Annotated in this window: 14 protein-coding genes and 1 tRNA gene; 7 read left to right on the forward strand and 8 right to left on the reverse strand. The window is 66.0% G+C overall.

The genetic code is table 11. The annotated features are described in order from the left end of the window. Window positions 1-332 precede the first annotated feature (332 nt). From DC347_RS09010 to DC347_RS09025, 4 genes are all read left to right on the forward strand, one after another. Entirely contained in the window at window positions 333-1,901 is a 1,569-nt protein-coding gene (locus DC347_RS09010) for an NCS1 family nucleobase:cation symporter-1 (RefSeq protein ID WP_109045139.1), read from the forward strand. 98 nt (window positions 1,902-1,999) lie between these two features. Continuing rightward, complete coding sequence (locus DC347_RS09015) at window positions 2,000-2,743, forward strand: aspartate/glutamate racemase family protein (RefSeq protein ID WP_109045140.1); 744 nt, start codon at window positions 2,000-2,002, stop codon at window positions 2,741-2,743. Window positions 2,744-2,757: 14 nt separating this feature from the next. Then, complete coding sequence (locus tag DC347_RS09020; RefSeq protein ID WP_109045141.1) at window positions 2,758-3,519, forward strand: SDR family oxidoreductase; 762 nt, start codon at window positions 2,758-2,760, stop codon at window positions 3,517-3,519. Between the two features lie 67 nt (window positions 3,520-3,586). Beyond that, window positions 3,587-4,306: a Pr6Pr family membrane protein gene (locus DC347_RS09025; RefSeq protein ID WP_109045142.1), complete on the forward strand. Its 720-nt coding sequence runs from the start codon at window positions 3,587-3,589 to the stop codon at window positions 4,304-4,306. On the opposite strand, the gene DC347_RS09030 is transcribed toward DC347_RS09025, so the two are convergent. From DC347_RS09030 to DC347_RS09040, 3 genes are read right to left on the reverse strand one after another with little or no spacing between them, the layout of a single operon-like run. Further along, window positions 4,283-4,660, reverse strand: coding sequence for a sterol carrier family protein (locus tag DC347_RS09030; RefSeq protein ID WP_018761871.1), 378 nt, complete (start codon window positions 4,658-4,660; stop codon window positions 4,283-4,285). The genes DC347_RS09025 and DC347_RS09030 overlap by 24 nt on opposite strands. A gap of 39 nt (window positions 4,661-4,699) precedes the next feature. Then, window positions 4,700-5,716: an asparaginase gene (locus DC347_RS09035; RefSeq protein WP_109045143.1), complete on the reverse strand. Its 1,017-nt coding sequence runs from the start codon at window positions 5,714-5,716 to the stop codon at window positions 4,700-4,702. Between the two features lie 60 nt (window positions 5,717-5,776). Further along, window positions 5,777-7,372, reverse strand: coding sequence for a molybdopterin-dependent oxidoreductase (locus tag DC347_RS09040; RefSeq protein WP_109045371.1), 1,596 nt, complete (start codon window positions 7,370-7,372; stop codon window positions 5,777-5,779). A gap of 99 nt (window positions 7,373-7,471) precedes the next feature. On the opposite strand from DC347_RS09040, the gene purD reads away from it, so the two are divergent. Continuing rightward, the gene (purD, locus tag DC347_RS09045; protein WP_018761868.1) at window positions 7,472-8,788 is read left to right on the forward strand and encodes a phosphoribosylamine--glycine ligase; all 1,317 of its coding nucleotides are present in this window, start codon (window positions 7,472-7,474) and stop codon (window positions 8,786-8,788) included. Between the two features lies 1 nt (window position 8,789). Further along, window positions 8,790-9,728: a phosphoribosylaminoimidazolesuccinocarboxamide synthase gene (locus DC347_RS09050; protein ID WP_109045144.1), complete on the forward strand. Its 939-nt coding sequence runs from the start codon at window positions 8,790-8,792 to the stop codon at window positions 9,726-9,728. A 50-nt stretch (window positions 9,729-9,778) separates the two neighbouring features. On the opposite strand, the gene DC347_RS09055 is transcribed toward DC347_RS09050, so the two are convergent. Next, window positions 9,779-11,044, reverse strand: coding sequence for a helix-turn-helix domain-containing protein (locus DC347_RS09055; protein ID WP_018761866.1), 1,266 nt, complete (start codon window positions 11,042-11,044; stop codon window positions 9,779-9,781). A gap of 131 nt (window positions 11,045-11,175) precedes the next feature. Between DC347_RS09055 and DC347_RS09060 the strand changes: the two genes are divergently transcribed. After that, the gene (locus tag DC347_RS09060) at window positions 11,176-11,394 is read left to right on the forward strand and encodes a hypothetical protein (protein ID WP_018761865.1); all 219 of its coding nucleotides are present in this window, start codon (window positions 11,176-11,178) and stop codon (window positions 11,392-11,394) included. Window positions 11,395-11,555: 161 nt separating this feature from the next. On the opposite strand, the gene DC347_RS09065 is transcribed toward DC347_RS09060, so the two are convergent. The 4 genes from DC347_RS09065 to DC347_RS09080 form a co-directional block, all read right to left on the reverse strand. Next, window positions 11,556-11,632 (reverse strand) — tRNA-Pro (locus DC347_RS09065). Window positions 11,633-11,715: 83 nt separating this feature from the next. Further along, window positions 11,716-13,542: an ABC transporter ATP-binding protein gene (locus tag DC347_RS09070; protein WP_109045145.1), complete on the reverse strand. Its 1,827-nt coding sequence runs from the start codon at window positions 13,540-13,542 to the stop codon at window positions 11,716-11,718. Next, window positions 13,539-15,347 carry an ABC transporter ATP-binding protein gene (locus DC347_RS09075; protein WP_109045146.1) on the reverse strand — a complete coding sequence of 603 codons (1,809 nt, stop codon included), beginning with the start codon at window positions 15,345-15,347 and terminating at the stop codon, window positions 13,539-13,541. The genes DC347_RS09070 and DC347_RS09075 overlap by 4 nt, the downstream gene beginning before the upstream one ends. A 132-nt stretch (window positions 15,348-15,479) precedes the next feature. Continuing rightward, a complete protein-coding gene (locus tag DC347_RS09080) occupies window positions 15,480-16,424 on the reverse strand; it encodes a metallophosphoesterase (protein WP_109045147.1) in 945 nt (314 codons plus the stop codon). Between the last annotated feature and the right edge of the window lie 6 nt (window positions 16,425-16,430).

Consider the following 16,430-nt stretch of genomic DNA (forward strand, 5'->3'; position numbering starts at 1 on the left):
AGGTATCTTCTCCTGCAGCCATGGCAGCCTCTTTTCATCGTTGAACGCATCTGCGCATGTTTTCGTATTGTGAGAAAACATTATTGCAGTATGAGATTACTGAGGCAGGCCCGGCGGGTCAACGCGACGGCCATCACCTCGCCCTGGATGTCGCCCATCGGCGGCAACCGACCATTTGTGACCGTAGTGCGGTGGCTGCGACGCTTGACCGCCCGTGACCTGGGTCATACTCTTATTTCACTATTCAATATCTCACTTCCGCAATGTGGAATAACAGCAGCGACCTCCGGTCGGACTCACCACTCGGAATCGGCCCAAGAATTGAGACCCCCATGCGAACCCCATCATCGGCGGGCGTGGACGCGGACAAGGACCTGACAAAGCCGTCAGCCGGTACTGTCCACCCGTCTGGCACTATCGAAGCCCTCTGCGATTCCGCCAGCGCGGCGTCAGGCACGAGCATCAGCCCCACCCTGTACAACACTGACCTTGCCCCGACCAAGCGCGCCGGCCGCAGCTGGACCAGTTACAGCATCTTTACCCTCTGGGCCAACGACGTGCACAGCCTGGGCAACTACGCATTCGCCATCGGACTCTTCGCCCTTGGGCTGGGTGGATGGCAGATCCTCCTTGCCCTGGGCATCGGGGCTGCACTGCTGTTCGGGCTCCTTACCCTGTCAGGATTCATGGGCGTCAAGACCGGTGTGCCTTTCCCGGTCATGAGCCGGATCAGCTTCGGTATCCGCGGGGCACAGATCGCCAGCCTCCTCCGCGGGGCCGTTGCGGTCGCCTGGTTCGGTATCCAGACGTACCTCGCATCGGTGGTCTTCCGCGTGATGCTCACAGCCATGTTCCCCTCACTTGCAGAGCTGGACAAGGACTCGATCCTGGGCCTGTCCACGCTCGGGTGGATGGCATTCGTGACGCTCTGGGTGGTCCAACTGGTGATCGTCAGCTTCGGCATGGAAATGATCCGCAAGTACGAGGCTTTCGCCGGTCCGGTCATCCTGGCCACCATGGCAGCAATGGCCGTCTGGATCTTCGTGGAAGCCGGAGGCAGCATCGCCTGGGCTTCCAATAAGGCCCTGGAAGGCCCGGAAATGTGGCTCACCATCTTTGCCGGCGGCGCGCTGTGGGTCTCCATCTACGGCACTTTCGTCCTCAACTTCTGCGACTTCACCCGCTCAGCGGTGTCGAAGAAGGCAGTGGTACGTGGCAACTTCTGGGGCATCCCCATCAACATGCTCGTCTTCGGCGCGATCGTGGTGGTCATGGCCGGTGGACAGTTCAAGATCAACGGGACCATCATCAAAAGCCCGTCGGACATCGTCCAGACCATTCCCAACACGCTGTTCCTGGTCCTGGCCTGCCTTGCGCTGCTGATCCTGACCATCGCCGTGAACCTCATGGCCAACTTCGTGGCCCCCGTCTACGCCCTGACCAACCTGTTCCCCAAGAAACTGAACTTCCGCAAGGCGGCAATGGTCTCCGCCAGCATCGGCCTGGTAATCCTGCCCTGGAACCTCTACAACAATCCGCTGGTCATCGTGTACTTCCTCGGCGGACTCGGGGCGTTGCTCGGCCCGCTGTTCGGCGTGGTCATGGCTGACTACTGGCTGATCAGGCGAGGGAAGGTCAACGTGCCGGAGCTCTACACGGCATCGCCGGAGGGCGCGTACTTCTACAAGAAGGGCGTCAACCCCCGCGCGATCATCGCCATGGTGCCGGCAGCCGTCCTTGCCCTGCTGATCGCCTTCGTTCCCGGCCTGGCCGCGGCGGCACCGTTTGCCTGGTTCTTCGCCGCAGGCATCGCCGCCGCGCTGTACTTCTTCATTGCCGACCGCAACCAAGTGCTGGTGGACCACGACGGCGAGGCCATCGCCGTCGCCAGCACCCACTGAACCAGACCCATTGAACCCGGCACCCACTGAACCCGGCACCCACTGAACCCGGCACCCGGCAAGGGCTGCCACCACCCTGCCGACAAAGGAACTCTCCCATGCGCATCCTCGTCGCGAATGTGAACACCACCCACTCAATGACCGACTCCATCGCGGCCTCCGCACGTGCCGTGGCTGCCCCGGGCACCGAAATCGTTGGCCTCACGCCGCGGTTCGGCGCCGACTCCTGCGAAGGAAACTTCGAGAGCTACCTGGCCGCCATCGCAGTCATGGACGCCGTCACCTCCTACCCCGGGCCGTTCGACGCCGTTATCCAGGCCGGCTACGGGGAACACGGCCGGGAGGGGCTGCAGGAACTACTGGATGTTCCGGTGGTCGACATCACGGAGGCCGCCGCAAGCACAGCGATGTTCCTCGGCCACAAGTACTCGGTGGTCACTACCCTGGACCGCACGGTTCCGCTCATTGAGGACCGGTTGAAGCTGGCCGGCCTGGATGCCAGGTGCGCGTCGGTCCGTGCCAGCGGCATGGCCGTCCTGGAACTTGAAGAGGAACCGGAACGGGCCGTGGAAGCCATTATCAACGAGGCGCTGCTGGCCGTTACCCGGGACAAAGCGGAAGTGATTGTGCTCGGCTGCGGCGGCATGGCAGGCCTGGACGAGCAGATCCGGCAGCGGGCCGGCGTCCCCGTGGTGGACGGTGTGGCCTCGGCAGTGACCATCGCCGAATCGTTGGTGCGCATGCGCCTGTCCACCTCCAAAGTGCGGACCTTCGCTGCACCGCGGCCCAAGACCGTCATAGGCTGGCCGCTGCACCAGCCGGCCGTTCCGGCGCAGCTTTGAGCCAGGAGAACCGAATGAACACCCCACAGCCCGCCGCCCGCGTCGCCGTCGTCACCGGAGCCGGGTCCGGCATCGGCCGGGAGGTGGCGCGGCAGATGCTGGCCGACGGCTACCGCGTGGCACTTGCCGGGCGGCGGGAGGCGCTGCTGTTGGAAACGGCGGACGGCAGCCCGGACGCCCTGGTGGTGCCCTGCGACGTCACCCGGCCCGACGACGTCGAGCGGCTTTTCGAGGCCGTCCGCCAGCAGTGGGGGCGCGTGGACGTCCTGTTCAACAACGCCGGGGTGTTCGGCCCGTCGGCCGGCGTTGACGACATCACCCTCGAAGACTGGAACGCCACGGTGGCCGTGAACCTTACCGGGTCCATGCTGTGCGCGGCCGCTGCGGTCCGGACGATGAAGGCCCAGGAGCCCCAAGGCGGCCGCATCATCAACAACGGGTCCATCTCCGCCCACTCGCCCCGTCCGCGGACCGTCGCCTACACGGTCACCAAGCACGCGATGACCGGGCTGACCAAGAGCATTGACCTGGACGGCCGCGGTTACGGCATCACGTGCGGGCAGATCGATATCGGCAACACCGCCACGGACATCATGGACACCATCGGTGTCGGCTCCGGGGCGCTGCAGGCGGACGGCAGCCGCAAGGTGGAACCGATGTTTCCGGTGGCAGACGCGGCGCGTGCCGTGTTGATGATGGCCAACATGCCGGCATCGGCCAGCGTCGGTTCCGTGGTGCTCACCGCGGCCGGAATGCCGTTCATCGGCCGTGGCTAAGTGTACTGCCAGGCACGCCGGGTCGCCGTGGCGGGGCGGGCGGCCGCCCAGAGCCTAGGATCGGCACATGACCGCAAACAGGGGACTTGCACTTTTCCGCTTCTGGTTCGCGCTGCTGGGGTTCGCCGCGGTGCTGTTCCAACTGCTGCACCTGATGCAGAATGTGCCGGGGGCCAGCGCCGGAAACTACTTCAGCTACTTCACCATCGAGTCGAACATCATCGCCTTCGTGACCCTGGGGATTGCCGGCTGGTTCGCTTGGAAGGGGGCTAGCCCGCGGTGGCTTGAACTCCTCCGGGGTGCGGCCACCGTGTACATGACCATCACCGGGATCACCTACAGCCTGCTGTTGAGCGATATCGACGTCAACACCCCCATCCCGTGGGTCAATGTGGTGCTCCATTACACGGTCCCCACCGTCATGGTGATCGACTGGCTGGTTGACCTCCCGCGGGTGCGGATTCCGGTCCGGACGTCCCTGGTGTGGTTGGCTTTTCCCCTGCTGTACCTGGTCTACAGCCTGGTTCGGGGTCCCATCGTGGGCTGGTATCCCTATCCGTTCCTGGACCCTCGGACCGCCGGCTACGGCACGGTTGCGGTGATGTCGGTCCTTATTGCCGTGGCCGCTTTTGCCTTCGCCGTGGTGGCGGCGTTGTCCACGAAACTGCAGGACTCGGTCCCCCACCCGGCCCGGATTTCCTCGGCGGAGGCAGCGGAGCCCCGCACCACCGCCCGGGGCAGGCACGCGGGCGACGAGCCCGGGCTAGAGGGGCAGCAGGGACGATAGGTCTGCGCGCAGGCCAGAGGCCGCTACTTTGCCGGCAGCCACTGCGTCCGCCCACGCCACCTGGCCGGTGACCATCCCCAGCCAGGTGGCGGCGTCGCACTCAATGACGTTCGGCGGGGTGCCGCGGGTGTGCCGCGGGCCCTCCACGCACTGGGTGACGCCGAATGGCGGCACGCGCACCTCCACGGAGTTTCCCGGCGCCCGGGCGGTCACTTCCTCCAGGGAGTACCGCACTGCCGTCGCCAGGGCGGCGCGCGGCAGGGGAGCGTCCGACGGCGACTGGGCGGCTTCCAGCCACGCCTTCACTGCTGCTTTGCCTTCGTGGATATCAATACGACGGCGGGCTGTGGCCATGCTTTCAATCTTCCTTTGGCGTCGGCAGGGGGTTTGGTGCTAGTCCAGGAGGGCGGATACCGCGGGGCCCAACCGGATTTTTCCCACTGGCCGGCCGCCCCCGAGTACCGGAGCCACCACTTTTTCCAGGGCGCTGGCGACTCCGGGAATCTCCACGGCCCCGGCGGCGGCGAGCAGGGTGAGGGCCACCAGGGAGGTTGCCCGCACGTTTCCGTCGAGGATCTTGACGGCCACCGAGACTCCCTGCGGCGTGGCCATCGCCAGGACGCCCTCGGCGCCGATCTTGGCGATGATTTCCAGCTCATCCATCACCAGGGTGTTCGCTTCACCCCGGCCTTGCACGGCCCAGGGATAGTCCAGCATGGAGGTGGCGATCGTCGCGGCCCTGGCGCTGAAGCTGTGGTCGCCGGGAGCCTTGGCCAGCTGTGAGTACGCCAGCGCCAGTCCTTTCAACGAAACCGCGGCCACGGGGGCACCGCAGCCGTCGATGCCCAGGTGCGCGATCCGCTCGCCGGTGTATTCCTCGATAACGGTGCGTACGCGCTGCTGCAGGGGGTGGTTGGGTTCAAGGTAGCTGTGCGTGTCCCAGCCGTTCTCGGTGCAGGCCCACAGGAAGGCGGCGTGCTTGCCGGAACAGTTGTAGGCCAGCCGCGACTTGCCCTTTTCGGATCGGACCAGCCAGTTCCGGGCCGTTTCGTCCTCCGGCCATGCTTCGGGGCACTGCAGCTGGTCCTCCCGTACGCCCGCTGCCTTCAGCATGCCGGCCACCACATCCATGTGGTCCAGCGAACCGGTGTGGCTGCCGCACGCTATGGCCACCTGGGCGCCCCGCAGAGGTACACCCGACTGCATGGACGCCAGCGCCTGGAAGGGCTTGAGGGTGGACCGGGCATAGATGGGGGTGTTGATGTCGCCGAGCTCGGTGACCACCGAGCCGTCGGCGGCGACCAGCACCGCGGAGCCGATGTGCCGGGACTCCACGAAGCCGCTGCGTTCTATGACGGCCAGTTCGACGGCGGAGTCAACGGTGAAGGTGGCATGCGGATTGTGCGGCATACTGCCAGTCTATGGGCCGGTCCGCGGATGGCATGCCACCCGCGGGCCGGTCGCAGGTGGCTATTGGACGGTCACCATCACCGACTGCCAGCCTGACGCACCGTCAGGGACGGGGTCTGCGCGCTGGTCCGTCTGCACCTGCCCGGTACCGTCGGTGGCGCGGACCTTGATGTAGTGCGGGCCCGGCGTGGCATCCCATTCGTAAGACCACTGCCGCCACGTAATGGTGGAGGCTTCCGTTGAGAGGGTCGTCTCGGTCCATTCGCCGTTGTCGATCTGGATTTCAACCTTGGTGATTCCCCGGGTCTGGGCCCAGGCCGTACCGCCAACGGCGACCTTTCCGGCGGGAACCTTGGCGAACGACTTGGGAACCTCCACGCGCGCCATGGTCTTGATCGGGCCGCGTTCGGACCAGCCACGCTCGGTCCAGTAGGCCTTGTTGTCCGCGAACCGGGTGACCTCCAGGTCCACCACCCATTTGGTGGCGGAGACGAACCCGTAGAGCCCCGGGACCACCATCCGCACCGGGTAGCCGTGCTCCAGCGGCAGCGGCTCGCCGTTCATGCCGATCGCCAGCATGGCGTCACGCCCGTCCTGCAGGACCTCCAGGGGTGTGGAGGCGCTGAAGCCGTCGATGGACGTGGAGAGCACCATGTCCGCCCCGTCCTTGGGCTTGGCCCGGGCCAGGACGTCGCGGATGGGCAGGCCCAGCCATTTGGCATTTCCGGCGAGGTTGCCGCCCACGGGGTTGGAGACGCAGGTGAGGGTGACGTGTGATTCGATCAGGCTGGCATCCAGCAGGTCCTGGAATGTGAGGGTGACTTCCTGCTCCACGAGGCCGTGGACGCGCAATTCCCAGTCGTTGACGTTGATTTCCGGAACGCTCAGCGCAGTGTCGATCCGGTAGAAGTCGGCGTTGTCCGTCAACCATGGCGTGACGCCAGGGACGGGCGACTGCACGCCGGCGGGAACCGCTGCTGCGGCTTTGGCCGGCGCCGGCAGCGTGAGCGCCTCGCGGGCCTTGGCCACGTTGTTGCGCGCCGCGCCCAGCAACCGTCCGCCGGTTGCGGCGATGCCGGCGGCCATCGCGGTGATCCCTGCCGCAGCGAAGAAACGACGACGGCTGGCGCCTTCGTTCCCCGGCCGGGCGTCGGCGTCGGCTGCCTGGTCCGCCGGAGATTCGGGCCATGGCTTGCTTTCCTTCAGCCGCCAGAGCGGTGCCACCAGCAGGCGGAGGGCCACCAGGCCCGCGACCGTCCCCAGTACTGACGGGATGGCGTCAACTCCGCTGACGCCTGCACGCGTCACGACACACGCAACGATCACCGCGCCCATGAACAGGACGCCGAGGACGCCCAAGACCCATTTCCGGTAGGCCACGATGCCCAGGACGCAGGCGAGCACGGCGATGGTCAGTCCCATGCCCACGAACAGGGCAGCCTTATCGTTGGTGCCGAAGGTGGCGATCGCGAAGTCCTTCAGCCGGGGCGGCGTGAAGTCGATGAAGGTGGACCCCAGGGCGAACAGCGGGGTTGCCCTGGCGGTGAAGAATGCGCCGAGGAGCTCCGCAACGGCAAGTACGACGGCGGCTGCCACCACACCTGCCAGGGCGGCCAGGGCGGAGGGGCCTGTCAAGCGGTTCCGAAGCTTTGTCATGGTGGTGGTTCGGAGCGGCGGGTGGTCCGGATTGACCGGGCGGGCCGGGAAGGTCACAGCTTAGGAGCGGGAAGGGTGCACAAAGTACCCTTGGAGACTGTGAAGGTACTCGTCATTGGCCCCGGAGGCCGCGAACACGCCATTGTCCGCTCCCTGCTTGCCGACCCCAACGTGTCCGAAGTCCACGCGGCGCCCGGCAATGCCGGCATCAGCAAGCTGGTACCCACCTACAACATCAACGGCAACGATCCCCAGGCTGTTGCCGAGCTGGCTGCCCGGCTCACGGTCGACCTCGTGGTGGTGGGCCCCGAAGCTCCGCTGGCCGCAGGTGTGGCCGACGCCGTCCGCGCCGCCGGCATTCCCGTGTTCGGGCCCAGCAAGGCAGCAGCACAGCTGGAAGCGTCGAAAGCGTTCGCCAAGGAGGTCATGGCGGAGGCAGGCGTTCCCACCGCTATGGCCATGGTGGCCACCAATGCCGAAGAGGCAGCGTCCGCGCTGGACACCTTCGGCGCTCCGTACGTGGTGAAGGACGACGGCCTGGCCGCCGGCAAGGGCGTGGTGGTCACCAGGAACCGGGACGAAGCCCTGGCCCACGCCCAGTCGTGCTTCGACGCCGGCGGATCAGTGGTGATCGAGGAGTTCCTGGACGGCCCCGAGGTTTCCCTCTTTGTCCTCTGCGACGGGCAGAACACCGTGGCACTCTCACCCGCCCAGGATTTCAAGCGCATCTTCGACAACGACGAAGGCCCCAACACGGGCGGCATGGGCGCCTACACACCGCTCGAGTGGGCCCCCGAGGGCCTGGTGCAGGAAGTCCTTGACCGGGTGGCGCAGCCCACCGTGAACGAGATGGCCCGCCGCGGCACTCCCTTCGTGGGCGTGCTCTTTGTCGGGCTCGCGCTCACGTCCCGCGGAACCCGCGTCATCGAATTCAACGTCCGTTTCGGCGACCCCGAGACGCAAGCGGTCCTCGCCCGGCTCAAGACCCCCCTGGGGGCGTTGCTCATGGCAGCCGCCAAGGGCGAACTGGACAAAGCGGAAGAGCTGCGCTGGTCCAAGGACGCCGCCGTCGCCGTCGTCGTGGCCTCGGAAAACTACCCTGACACGCCCCGCACCGGTGACCGCATCCGCGGGCTGAAGAAAGTGGACGCCCTTGACGGCGTGCACGTCATCCACGCCGGCACCGCCTTGGACGACGAGGGCAAGGTGGTCTCCGCCGGCGGCCGGGTCCTGGCCGTCGTCGCCCTGGGCAGTGACCTGGTGGAGGCCCGGGAAAGGGCCTACGACGGCGTTGAGCTGGTCCAGCTTGAAGGCTCCCAGTACCGCAGCGACATTGCCCGCAAGGCAGCCCGCGGGGAAATCAAGGTACCGTACGGTGCCACCGGATCGCTGCCCGTAGTGAAAGCGAAGGCCTGACATGACTGGAACGTCCGAGAACCGCGGCTACGCCACGGAAACCCTGGAACTGCCGGGTTGGACGCACGTCTACTCCGGCAAGGTCCGCGACCTTTACGAACCTGCCGACGAGTCGATCGTGCAACGCCTGGGCCAGGATTGCGTCCTGGTGGTGGCCAGCGACCGCATCAGCGCCTTTGACCATGTGCTCTCCAGCGAGATCCCGGACAAAGGCCGCATCCTTACCCAGCTGAGCCTCTGGTGGTTCGACCAGCTGGGCGTCGAGCACCATGTGCTCGGGTCCACGGTGGAAGACGGCGTGCCCGCGGAGGTGGAAGGCCGGGCCATGATCTGCAAGAAGCTGGACATGTTCCCGGTGGAGTGCATTGCCCGCGGCTACCTCACGGGTTCAGGACTGCTGGAGTACAAGGCCTCCGGGACAGTGTGCGATATCCCGCTCCCGGAGGGGCTGGTGGACGGCTCCCGGCTGGAACACGCCATCTTCACCCCATCCGCCAAGGCACTGATCGGTGAGCACGACGAGAACATCACCTACGACGCCGTGGTGGCGCTCGTGGGGGATGACATCGCTGCCCGCCTGAGCGAGCTGACCCTGAAGATCTACACCACGGCGGAGAAGATCGCGCGGGAACGCGGCATCATCCTCGCGGACACCAAGGTGGAATTCGGCTACGACGCCGTCTCCGGGTCCATCACCCTGGGTGACGAGGTGCTGACCCCCGATTCTTCCCGTTTCTGGGACGCTGCAACCTACAAGCCCGGCCAGGCCCAGCCCTCCTACGACAAACAGTACGTGCGGGACTGGCTGACTTCTGCCGCCTCCGGCTGGGACCGGTCATCCGACACCCCGCCGCCGGCGCTGCCTGCCGACGTGGTGGAACGCACCCGCAGCCGGTATGTCGAAGCGTACGAGAAGATCACCGGGAAGACGTTCGCCTGAGACCCGGCCACGCCAGGTGGACCCGCCACGGCGGGTTCACCTGGCTTGCTTCAGCTGGCTTTCGCGGCCGCGGCCGCGCGCCTCTGGGCCAGCTTGATTTCAAGGATCGCGTCCAAGGCCTGCTGGACCCTGTCCTGGGCGCCTGCCGCGGCAAAGGCCTTCTGGGCTTCCTCCAGGTGCACCAAGGCTTCCTCGGTGTCACCGGCAGCCTTGAGCGACTTGCCCAGGAGGAGCGAGACCTCACCAGCCGTGTGCTTGGCGAGGCTTGCGCGCTCGGCGTGGATTTCGCGGAGTTTCTCGACGGCTGCCACAATGTCCCCGGTGAGGTACAGCCAGCGGGCGCGAATGAACGCTACCTCCAGCTGGTCTGACTTGTTTCCTCCCACGATTGACAGCGCCAGTTCAGCACGTTCGATCGCAGACAGCGTTTCCGGCTCAACGATGCCGGAGGAGAGGCGGACCGCCGCGGACGCCTTGTTGAACCGGGCCCACAGCCCGATGTCATTGGCGGGGGAGAGCAGGCGCGCCGCACGCTCGTGGTGCTTCACGCCCTCGGCGTAGTCGTGCCGCATGAAGGCGACGTTACCCACCACCCAGGCCACCTCGCCGGCGAGCTGGCTCATGGACAGTTCGTCCACGTGCTCGATCATGGCCTGGCAATACCCCCAGGCTTCATCGAGCCGCCCGCTCTCGGCCAGTGCCCCGATGAGGGCGTGGTGGGCATTGATGATGAGGGTTGATCCCTTGGGGAGCTGCTTGCACAGGTCCACGGCCTGGATTCCCTGGTCCACGGCTAGGCTCAGCTGGCCTTGGCCCTGGTAGATGCCGGCCAGCATCTGGTGTGCCCGGACGGCAAGTCCTGCCGATTCCCTGGCCATGGGATGTTCCAGCAGGTGCTCCATGATCTTTTGGGCTTCGCGCCAGTTGCCCTGCTTGATCAGGCACTCGGCCTGCATGTACGTCATGTTCCACCACGCACTGGTGTTCCGCCCCTCCAGGGCGATCTTTGCGGCCGTGGCCGCGTGGCTTGCCGCCAGGGGATAGTCGCGCAGGTCCCACGCCTGCCGGGCGTAGAGGCCGGCGAGTACATACTCGGCGTCGCTGACGGAAATGGGCTGGCTCCATGCCTCAAGGGCTTTCGGTGCCAGCTCCAGCCGGCGCGCCAGTTCCTCGATGACTTCCGCCGTCGGTTCGCGGCGGCCCGTTTCAAGCAGCGAGATGTAGCTGGGTGAGTACAGGTCCTTGCCCAGTTCGGCCTGCGTCAGTCCACGCTCAAGGCGCTCCGCGCGGAGCTTTTCTCCGAACCCGTTGCCCACGCGTATCCTCCTCTTTTGGACAAGTGGGGCTGACGGATGCTTGACAGCCCCTGTGGAAAATATTTTACAATGTGTGTCAACAAGGACAGTGCTGGCTTTGTAACGAATCCGACTCGTATTGAGGAACTTATATGTTGAAGAAGATCGCAACCGCGGCCGTCCTGGCCGGGGCCCTGGCTTTTTCCGCGGCAGCTCCGGCTGTCCTGGCCTCAGGCTCCGTCGCCGATAATTCGAGTACGTCTGTAGCAGTAGGCAACTGGCCTGACCCCGCCTCCGCAAAAGTGAAGAAGGATAAGGCCACCAGCACTACCTACACCACGTACGTGGGCAACTGGCCTGATCCCGCATAAACAGCTTCCTCACCCAGGAGGCGAGGATGGCCCCGGAGCAACAGCTCCGGGGCCATTCCTTTTAACCGGGTGGTGGCGTTACGGCGGCGGGAGTGTCCGGCGGGGCGTCACCAAATAGAGACGCAAAAAGAGGGCCTCCGGTGGAGACCCTCTTTCCGTTATGGTCGGGATGACAGGATTTGAACCTGCGACCTCTTCGTCCCGAACGAAGCGCGCTACCAAGCTGCGCTACATCCCGATCCGCTGCAAAAGCAACTTTACAAGGATAGCCGATGGCGGGGCCCGATGCGAAATCCGGCCGCAGTGAGCCTGGGCGGCGGCCTAGACCAAGGAATCCTTCCAGGCCCCGTGCAGGTCCGCGAAGCGGCCGCCGCCGCCGATCAGATCTTCCGGGCTGCCGTCCTCCACGATCCGGCCGTCGTGCACCACCAGTACCCTGTCAGCTGTCTCGACGGTGGACAGCCGGTGCGCGATGATCAGTGCCGTCCTGCGCGCCGCCTCCGTCCCGGCGAGCAGGCGGGCCAGCCCGGCCTGCACAAGCCTTTCAGAGGGGATGTCCAGGGAGGAGGTGGCCTCATCCAGGATCAGTACTGCCGGCCGCGCCAGGAAGGCCCTGGCGAAGCTGATCAACTGCCGCTGCCCGGAGGAGACCCTGCCGCCGCGCTTGTTGACGTCGGTGTCGTAGCCCTCGGGGAGTTCCAGGATGAAGTCGTGCGCCCCAACGGCCTTGGCAGCTTCCTCAATCTCGGCACGTGTCGCTTCCGGCCGGCCCAGTGCGATATTGTCCGCCACCGAACCGCTGAACAGGAAGGCTTCCTGGGTGACCATGACGATGTTCCGGCGGAGGTCGGTGGTGGCAAGGTCGCGGAGGTCCACGCCGTCCAGGGTCAGGTGTCCCGAGCTGACGTCGTAGAACCGGGCGATGAGTTTGGCCAGGGTGGACTTGCCGGCGCCGGTCTGTCCCACCAGGGCGACCGTTTGCCCGGCCGGGATATGCAGGTTCAGGCGGGGCACCACCACGGGTCCGTCGCCGTAGCGGAACTCGACGTCCTTGAAGTCGATGCGCCCGGTGGCGTCGGGAAGCGGGACAGGGTTCTTCGGCGGCCGGACCGTGGGTACTTCCTCGAGGAGCCCGGACACCTTTTCGAGGGCTGCCTGCGCGCTCTGGAACGAGTTGTAGAACATGGCCATCTGGTCCACGGGCTGGAAGAACCGCTTGGTGGAGAGGATGAGGGCCAGGAGGACGCCGACGGCCAGGTCGCCGCCCAGCACCCGGAAGCCGCCGAACAGCAGCACCACCGCCACGCAGACGTTGCCGATCAGCACCAGCCCGGGCTGGAAGATGCCGTTCAGGTTGATGGACCGGACCGTGACCAGGCGGTAGTCCTCGGCGAGGTTGCCGTAGGTTTCGGAGTTTTCCTTTTCCTTGCGGAATGCCTTGACCGCGCGGATTCCGGTCATGGTTTCGACGAAGTGCACGATCAGCCGGGCGGAAACCACCCGTGATTCCCGGAAGGCGATTTGGGAATGCTTCTGGTACCAGCGGGCCAGGAAGAACATGGGCACCCCGGCGGCCAGCACCAGCAGGCCGCTGCGCCAGTCCAGGGCGAAGATCGTGGCGGCGGTGAACGCCATGAAGAGCATCCCGGAAGCCAGCGAGCTGACGCCGGAATCGAGGAGTTCGCGTAACGCCTCCAGGTCCGACGTCTGGCGGGCAATGATCCGGCCGGACGTGTACCGTTCATGGAATTCCAGGCTGAGCCGCTGGGTGTGCCGGAAGACCCGGACGCGCAGGTCCAGCAGCATTGCCTGGCTGAGCCGTGCCGTGGAGGTGACGTACAGGGCGGTGAGGCCCGCCGTCGCGATGGCCGCCAGCAGGTAGGCGACGCCGGTGAACACCAGCGGGAGGTTGTCACCTGACCGGAGGGCCGGGAGGGCGTGGTCGATGCCGAAAGCGATCAGTGCCGGGCCGGCCACCCGGGCTGCCTGGGAAAGGACCACCATGGCGATGGTCAGCCAGAAGCGCACCCGCACCGGCCGGATCAGGGACCCGAGCAGGGCGATCGACCGGCGCCGGACCGCCTTGCTGTCGCTCTTGCTAAGGTGGGCGTTGTCCTCGTTGGCGGTGCCGAATGTTGCCGTGCTCATCGGGTCACTTCCTCTGCCTGGTCCTCAAGGGCGGACAGTTCGGAGTCAAGGTCGCGCGGTTCACGCTCCAGGCTGGCGATGACGTACCGGTAATGCTGGTTGCCGGCCAGCAGTTCCGTGTGAGTGCCCACGGCGGTGATACGGCCGTCTTCCAGCAGCGCCACCCGGTCGGCCAGCGCCACGGTGGACGGCCGGTGCGCCACGATCAGGGTGGTGGTGTCCTTGAGCACCTCGCGGAGGCGGGCCTCCACGAGTTCCTCGGTGTGGACGTCCAGGGCCGAGAGGGGATCATCCAGGACCAGGACACGTGGACGGGCGGCGATGGCACGTGCCAGGGCAATGCGCTGGCGCTGGCCGCCGGACAGGCTAAGCCCTTCCTCACCGATCAGCGTGTCCACGCCCTGCGGCAGGGAATAGGAGAAATGCGCCTGCGCCACGTCCAAGGCCTCCTCCAGGATCTCCTCGGAACGCACCGGCGCGCCAAGGAGGACGTTGTCCCGGACGGAACTGGAGAACAGCGTGGTGTCCTCGAAGGCCACTCCGACAATCCTGCGCAGTTCCTCGACGTCAAAGTCGCGGATGTCCACTCCATCGATGCTGATGGCGCCGGCCGTGACGTCGTAGAGGCGGGGGACCAGCTGGATGAGCGCGCTCTTGCCGCTGCCGGTGATGCCCACCAAAGCCATGGTTTCGCCGGGCCGCACCTCGAGGTTGATGTCCTTGAGGATCGGCTTGTCCGGGGCGTCCTCGAAAGCGAACGTTGCGTTGTCGAAGCGCAGTGCGCCCGCGAGTTCGTCCGGGCGGCGCGGCTCGGCGGGGCTGGTGATGGTGTTCTGCGTATCCATCACCTCGTAGTGGCGGTCGACGGCGGTCTTCGCCGTGAGTGCCATGGCCAGCAGCATGCCGGAAAATTCCACCGGCGAGGCGATGACGGCGGCCGTTGCGAAGAACGCCACCAGGGAGCCGATGCTCAGCTGGCCGCCGGCACACAACATAACGCCCACCACCAGGCCGGTTCCGAGCGCGAGTTCGGGGAGCAGGGTGACCACCATGGTGAAGGTGGCCTGGTGGCGGGCCTTCTCGATTTCGGTCTGGCGCAGTTCCTCGGCTTGTTCGTTGAAGTTCTCGAGGGCTTCCCGGCTGCGGCCAAACGCCTTGAGCACGCGGATGCCGTGGACTGATTCCTCCACCGTGGTGGCGAGGTCGCCGGCCTGGTCCTGGCTGCGCCGGGCCACCTTGCTGAACCGGGTGCGGAACCGGAAGCTGTTGATGGTGATGGGTACGGCAGCGGCGAGGAAGATCAGCGCCAGCTGCCAGCTCATGGCGAACATGGCCACGATCCCGATAATCACCGTGAGGGTGGTGACCACCAGCATGATGGCGCCGAAGGCCATCCACCGGCGCAGGAAGTTCAGGTCTGTCATGGCCCTGGACAGCAGCTGGCCGGAACCCCAGCGGTCGTGGAAGGAGACGGTCAGTTCCTGCAGGTGGTCGTAGAGCGAGACCCGCATCCTGGTTTCCACCGTCGTGGCAGGGTTGATGACGAACTGCCGGCGGAGCGCCACCAGGCCGGCTTCGGCGACGCCCAGCACCAGGATGACACCTGCGGAAATCCACACCCCGTCCGCACTGGCCCCCGGCTGCAGCGCCGTGTTGACCAGGACACGCAGCACCTGGGGGATGGTCAGGGCAACGATACTTGCCGCCAGCGCACAGAGAAGCCCCAGAAAAAGCCGGGGAATGATGGGCCGGACGTGCGGATAAAGACGGCTGATTGATCTGAAAAATGGAGTCTGCTTGGCCATGCCCGCTTCTCAAGCTCTAAAACGAATGTAGTTTCCTCTAGCAACTACCCTATGCCATGGGGTGAGACGATTCACAGGGGTTGCCGCCGGGGCGCCAGGCTTGCCCAGTTATTGCAGTCCGTAATGGGAGGGTCAGCCGCGGGAGGTAAGCGTCAGCAGGACTGCCTCAGGCTTGCAGGCGATCCTTACCGGGGCGAAGCGTGAGGTGCCGATGCCGCCGGAGACGTTGACCGGCGTCGTACGCCCGTTGCTGGTCCAGTCGTTGAGGCCCTTTGCGCGCCACGTGGGGAGGTCGCAGTTGGCGACGACGGCACCATACCCGGGGATGCAGAGCTGGCCGCCATGCGTATGGCCGGCGAGCAGGAGGTCGGCGCCGCTTTCCGTGAAGTGGTCCAGCACCCGCTGGTACGGGGCATGGATGACCGCCACCTTGAGATGGTCGTTGGCGTCCTGGTTGACCGTGCCGCGCGGCCAGCCGGCGTAGCGCTCGCGGTTCAGGTGCGGGTCATCCACGCCGGAGAAGTCGAAGCGCATGCCGTTCAGGATCAGCGACTGGTGGCGGTTGGTCAGGTCCACCCAGCCACCCATGCCGAACCCGGAACGAAGGCGGGGCCAATCCAGGGGGGTGGGCTTCGGCGCGGCCTTGGAGGGTCCCAACAGGTAGGACGCGGGGTTCTTGAATGTGGGGGCGAAGTAGTCGTTGGAGCCCGGTACGAAGACGCCGGGAAACTGCAGCAAGGGCCGAAGCGCGGCCAGGAGGGGATCCACTGCCTTGACATGGCTGAGGTTGTCGCCCGTATTCACCACCAGGTCGGGCTGCAGGTCCGCCAAGGAGGCGAGCCACTGGGCCTTCTTCTGTTGGCCGGGCACGAAGTGGATGTCGCTCAGGTGCAGGATACGGAACGGGTTGCGTCCGGGCGGGAGGATGGCCAGGGTTTCCTCGCGAAGGACGAACTGGTTCTTCTCCCACAAGCCGTAGCCGAAGGCCGCCATCCCGGCCGCAGTTCCGGCCCCTGCGGCAACGGCAAAGCCGCGCCCGATGGAACGGGCGCGGCTTGCCAGGCTGTCGATGCTCATGCGCGC

The sequence above is a fragment of the Pseudarthrobacter sp. AG30 genome, assembly GCF_003116525.1.
Classification (GTDB): Bacteria; Actinomycetota; Actinomycetes; order Actinomycetales; family Micrococcaceae; genus Arthrobacter.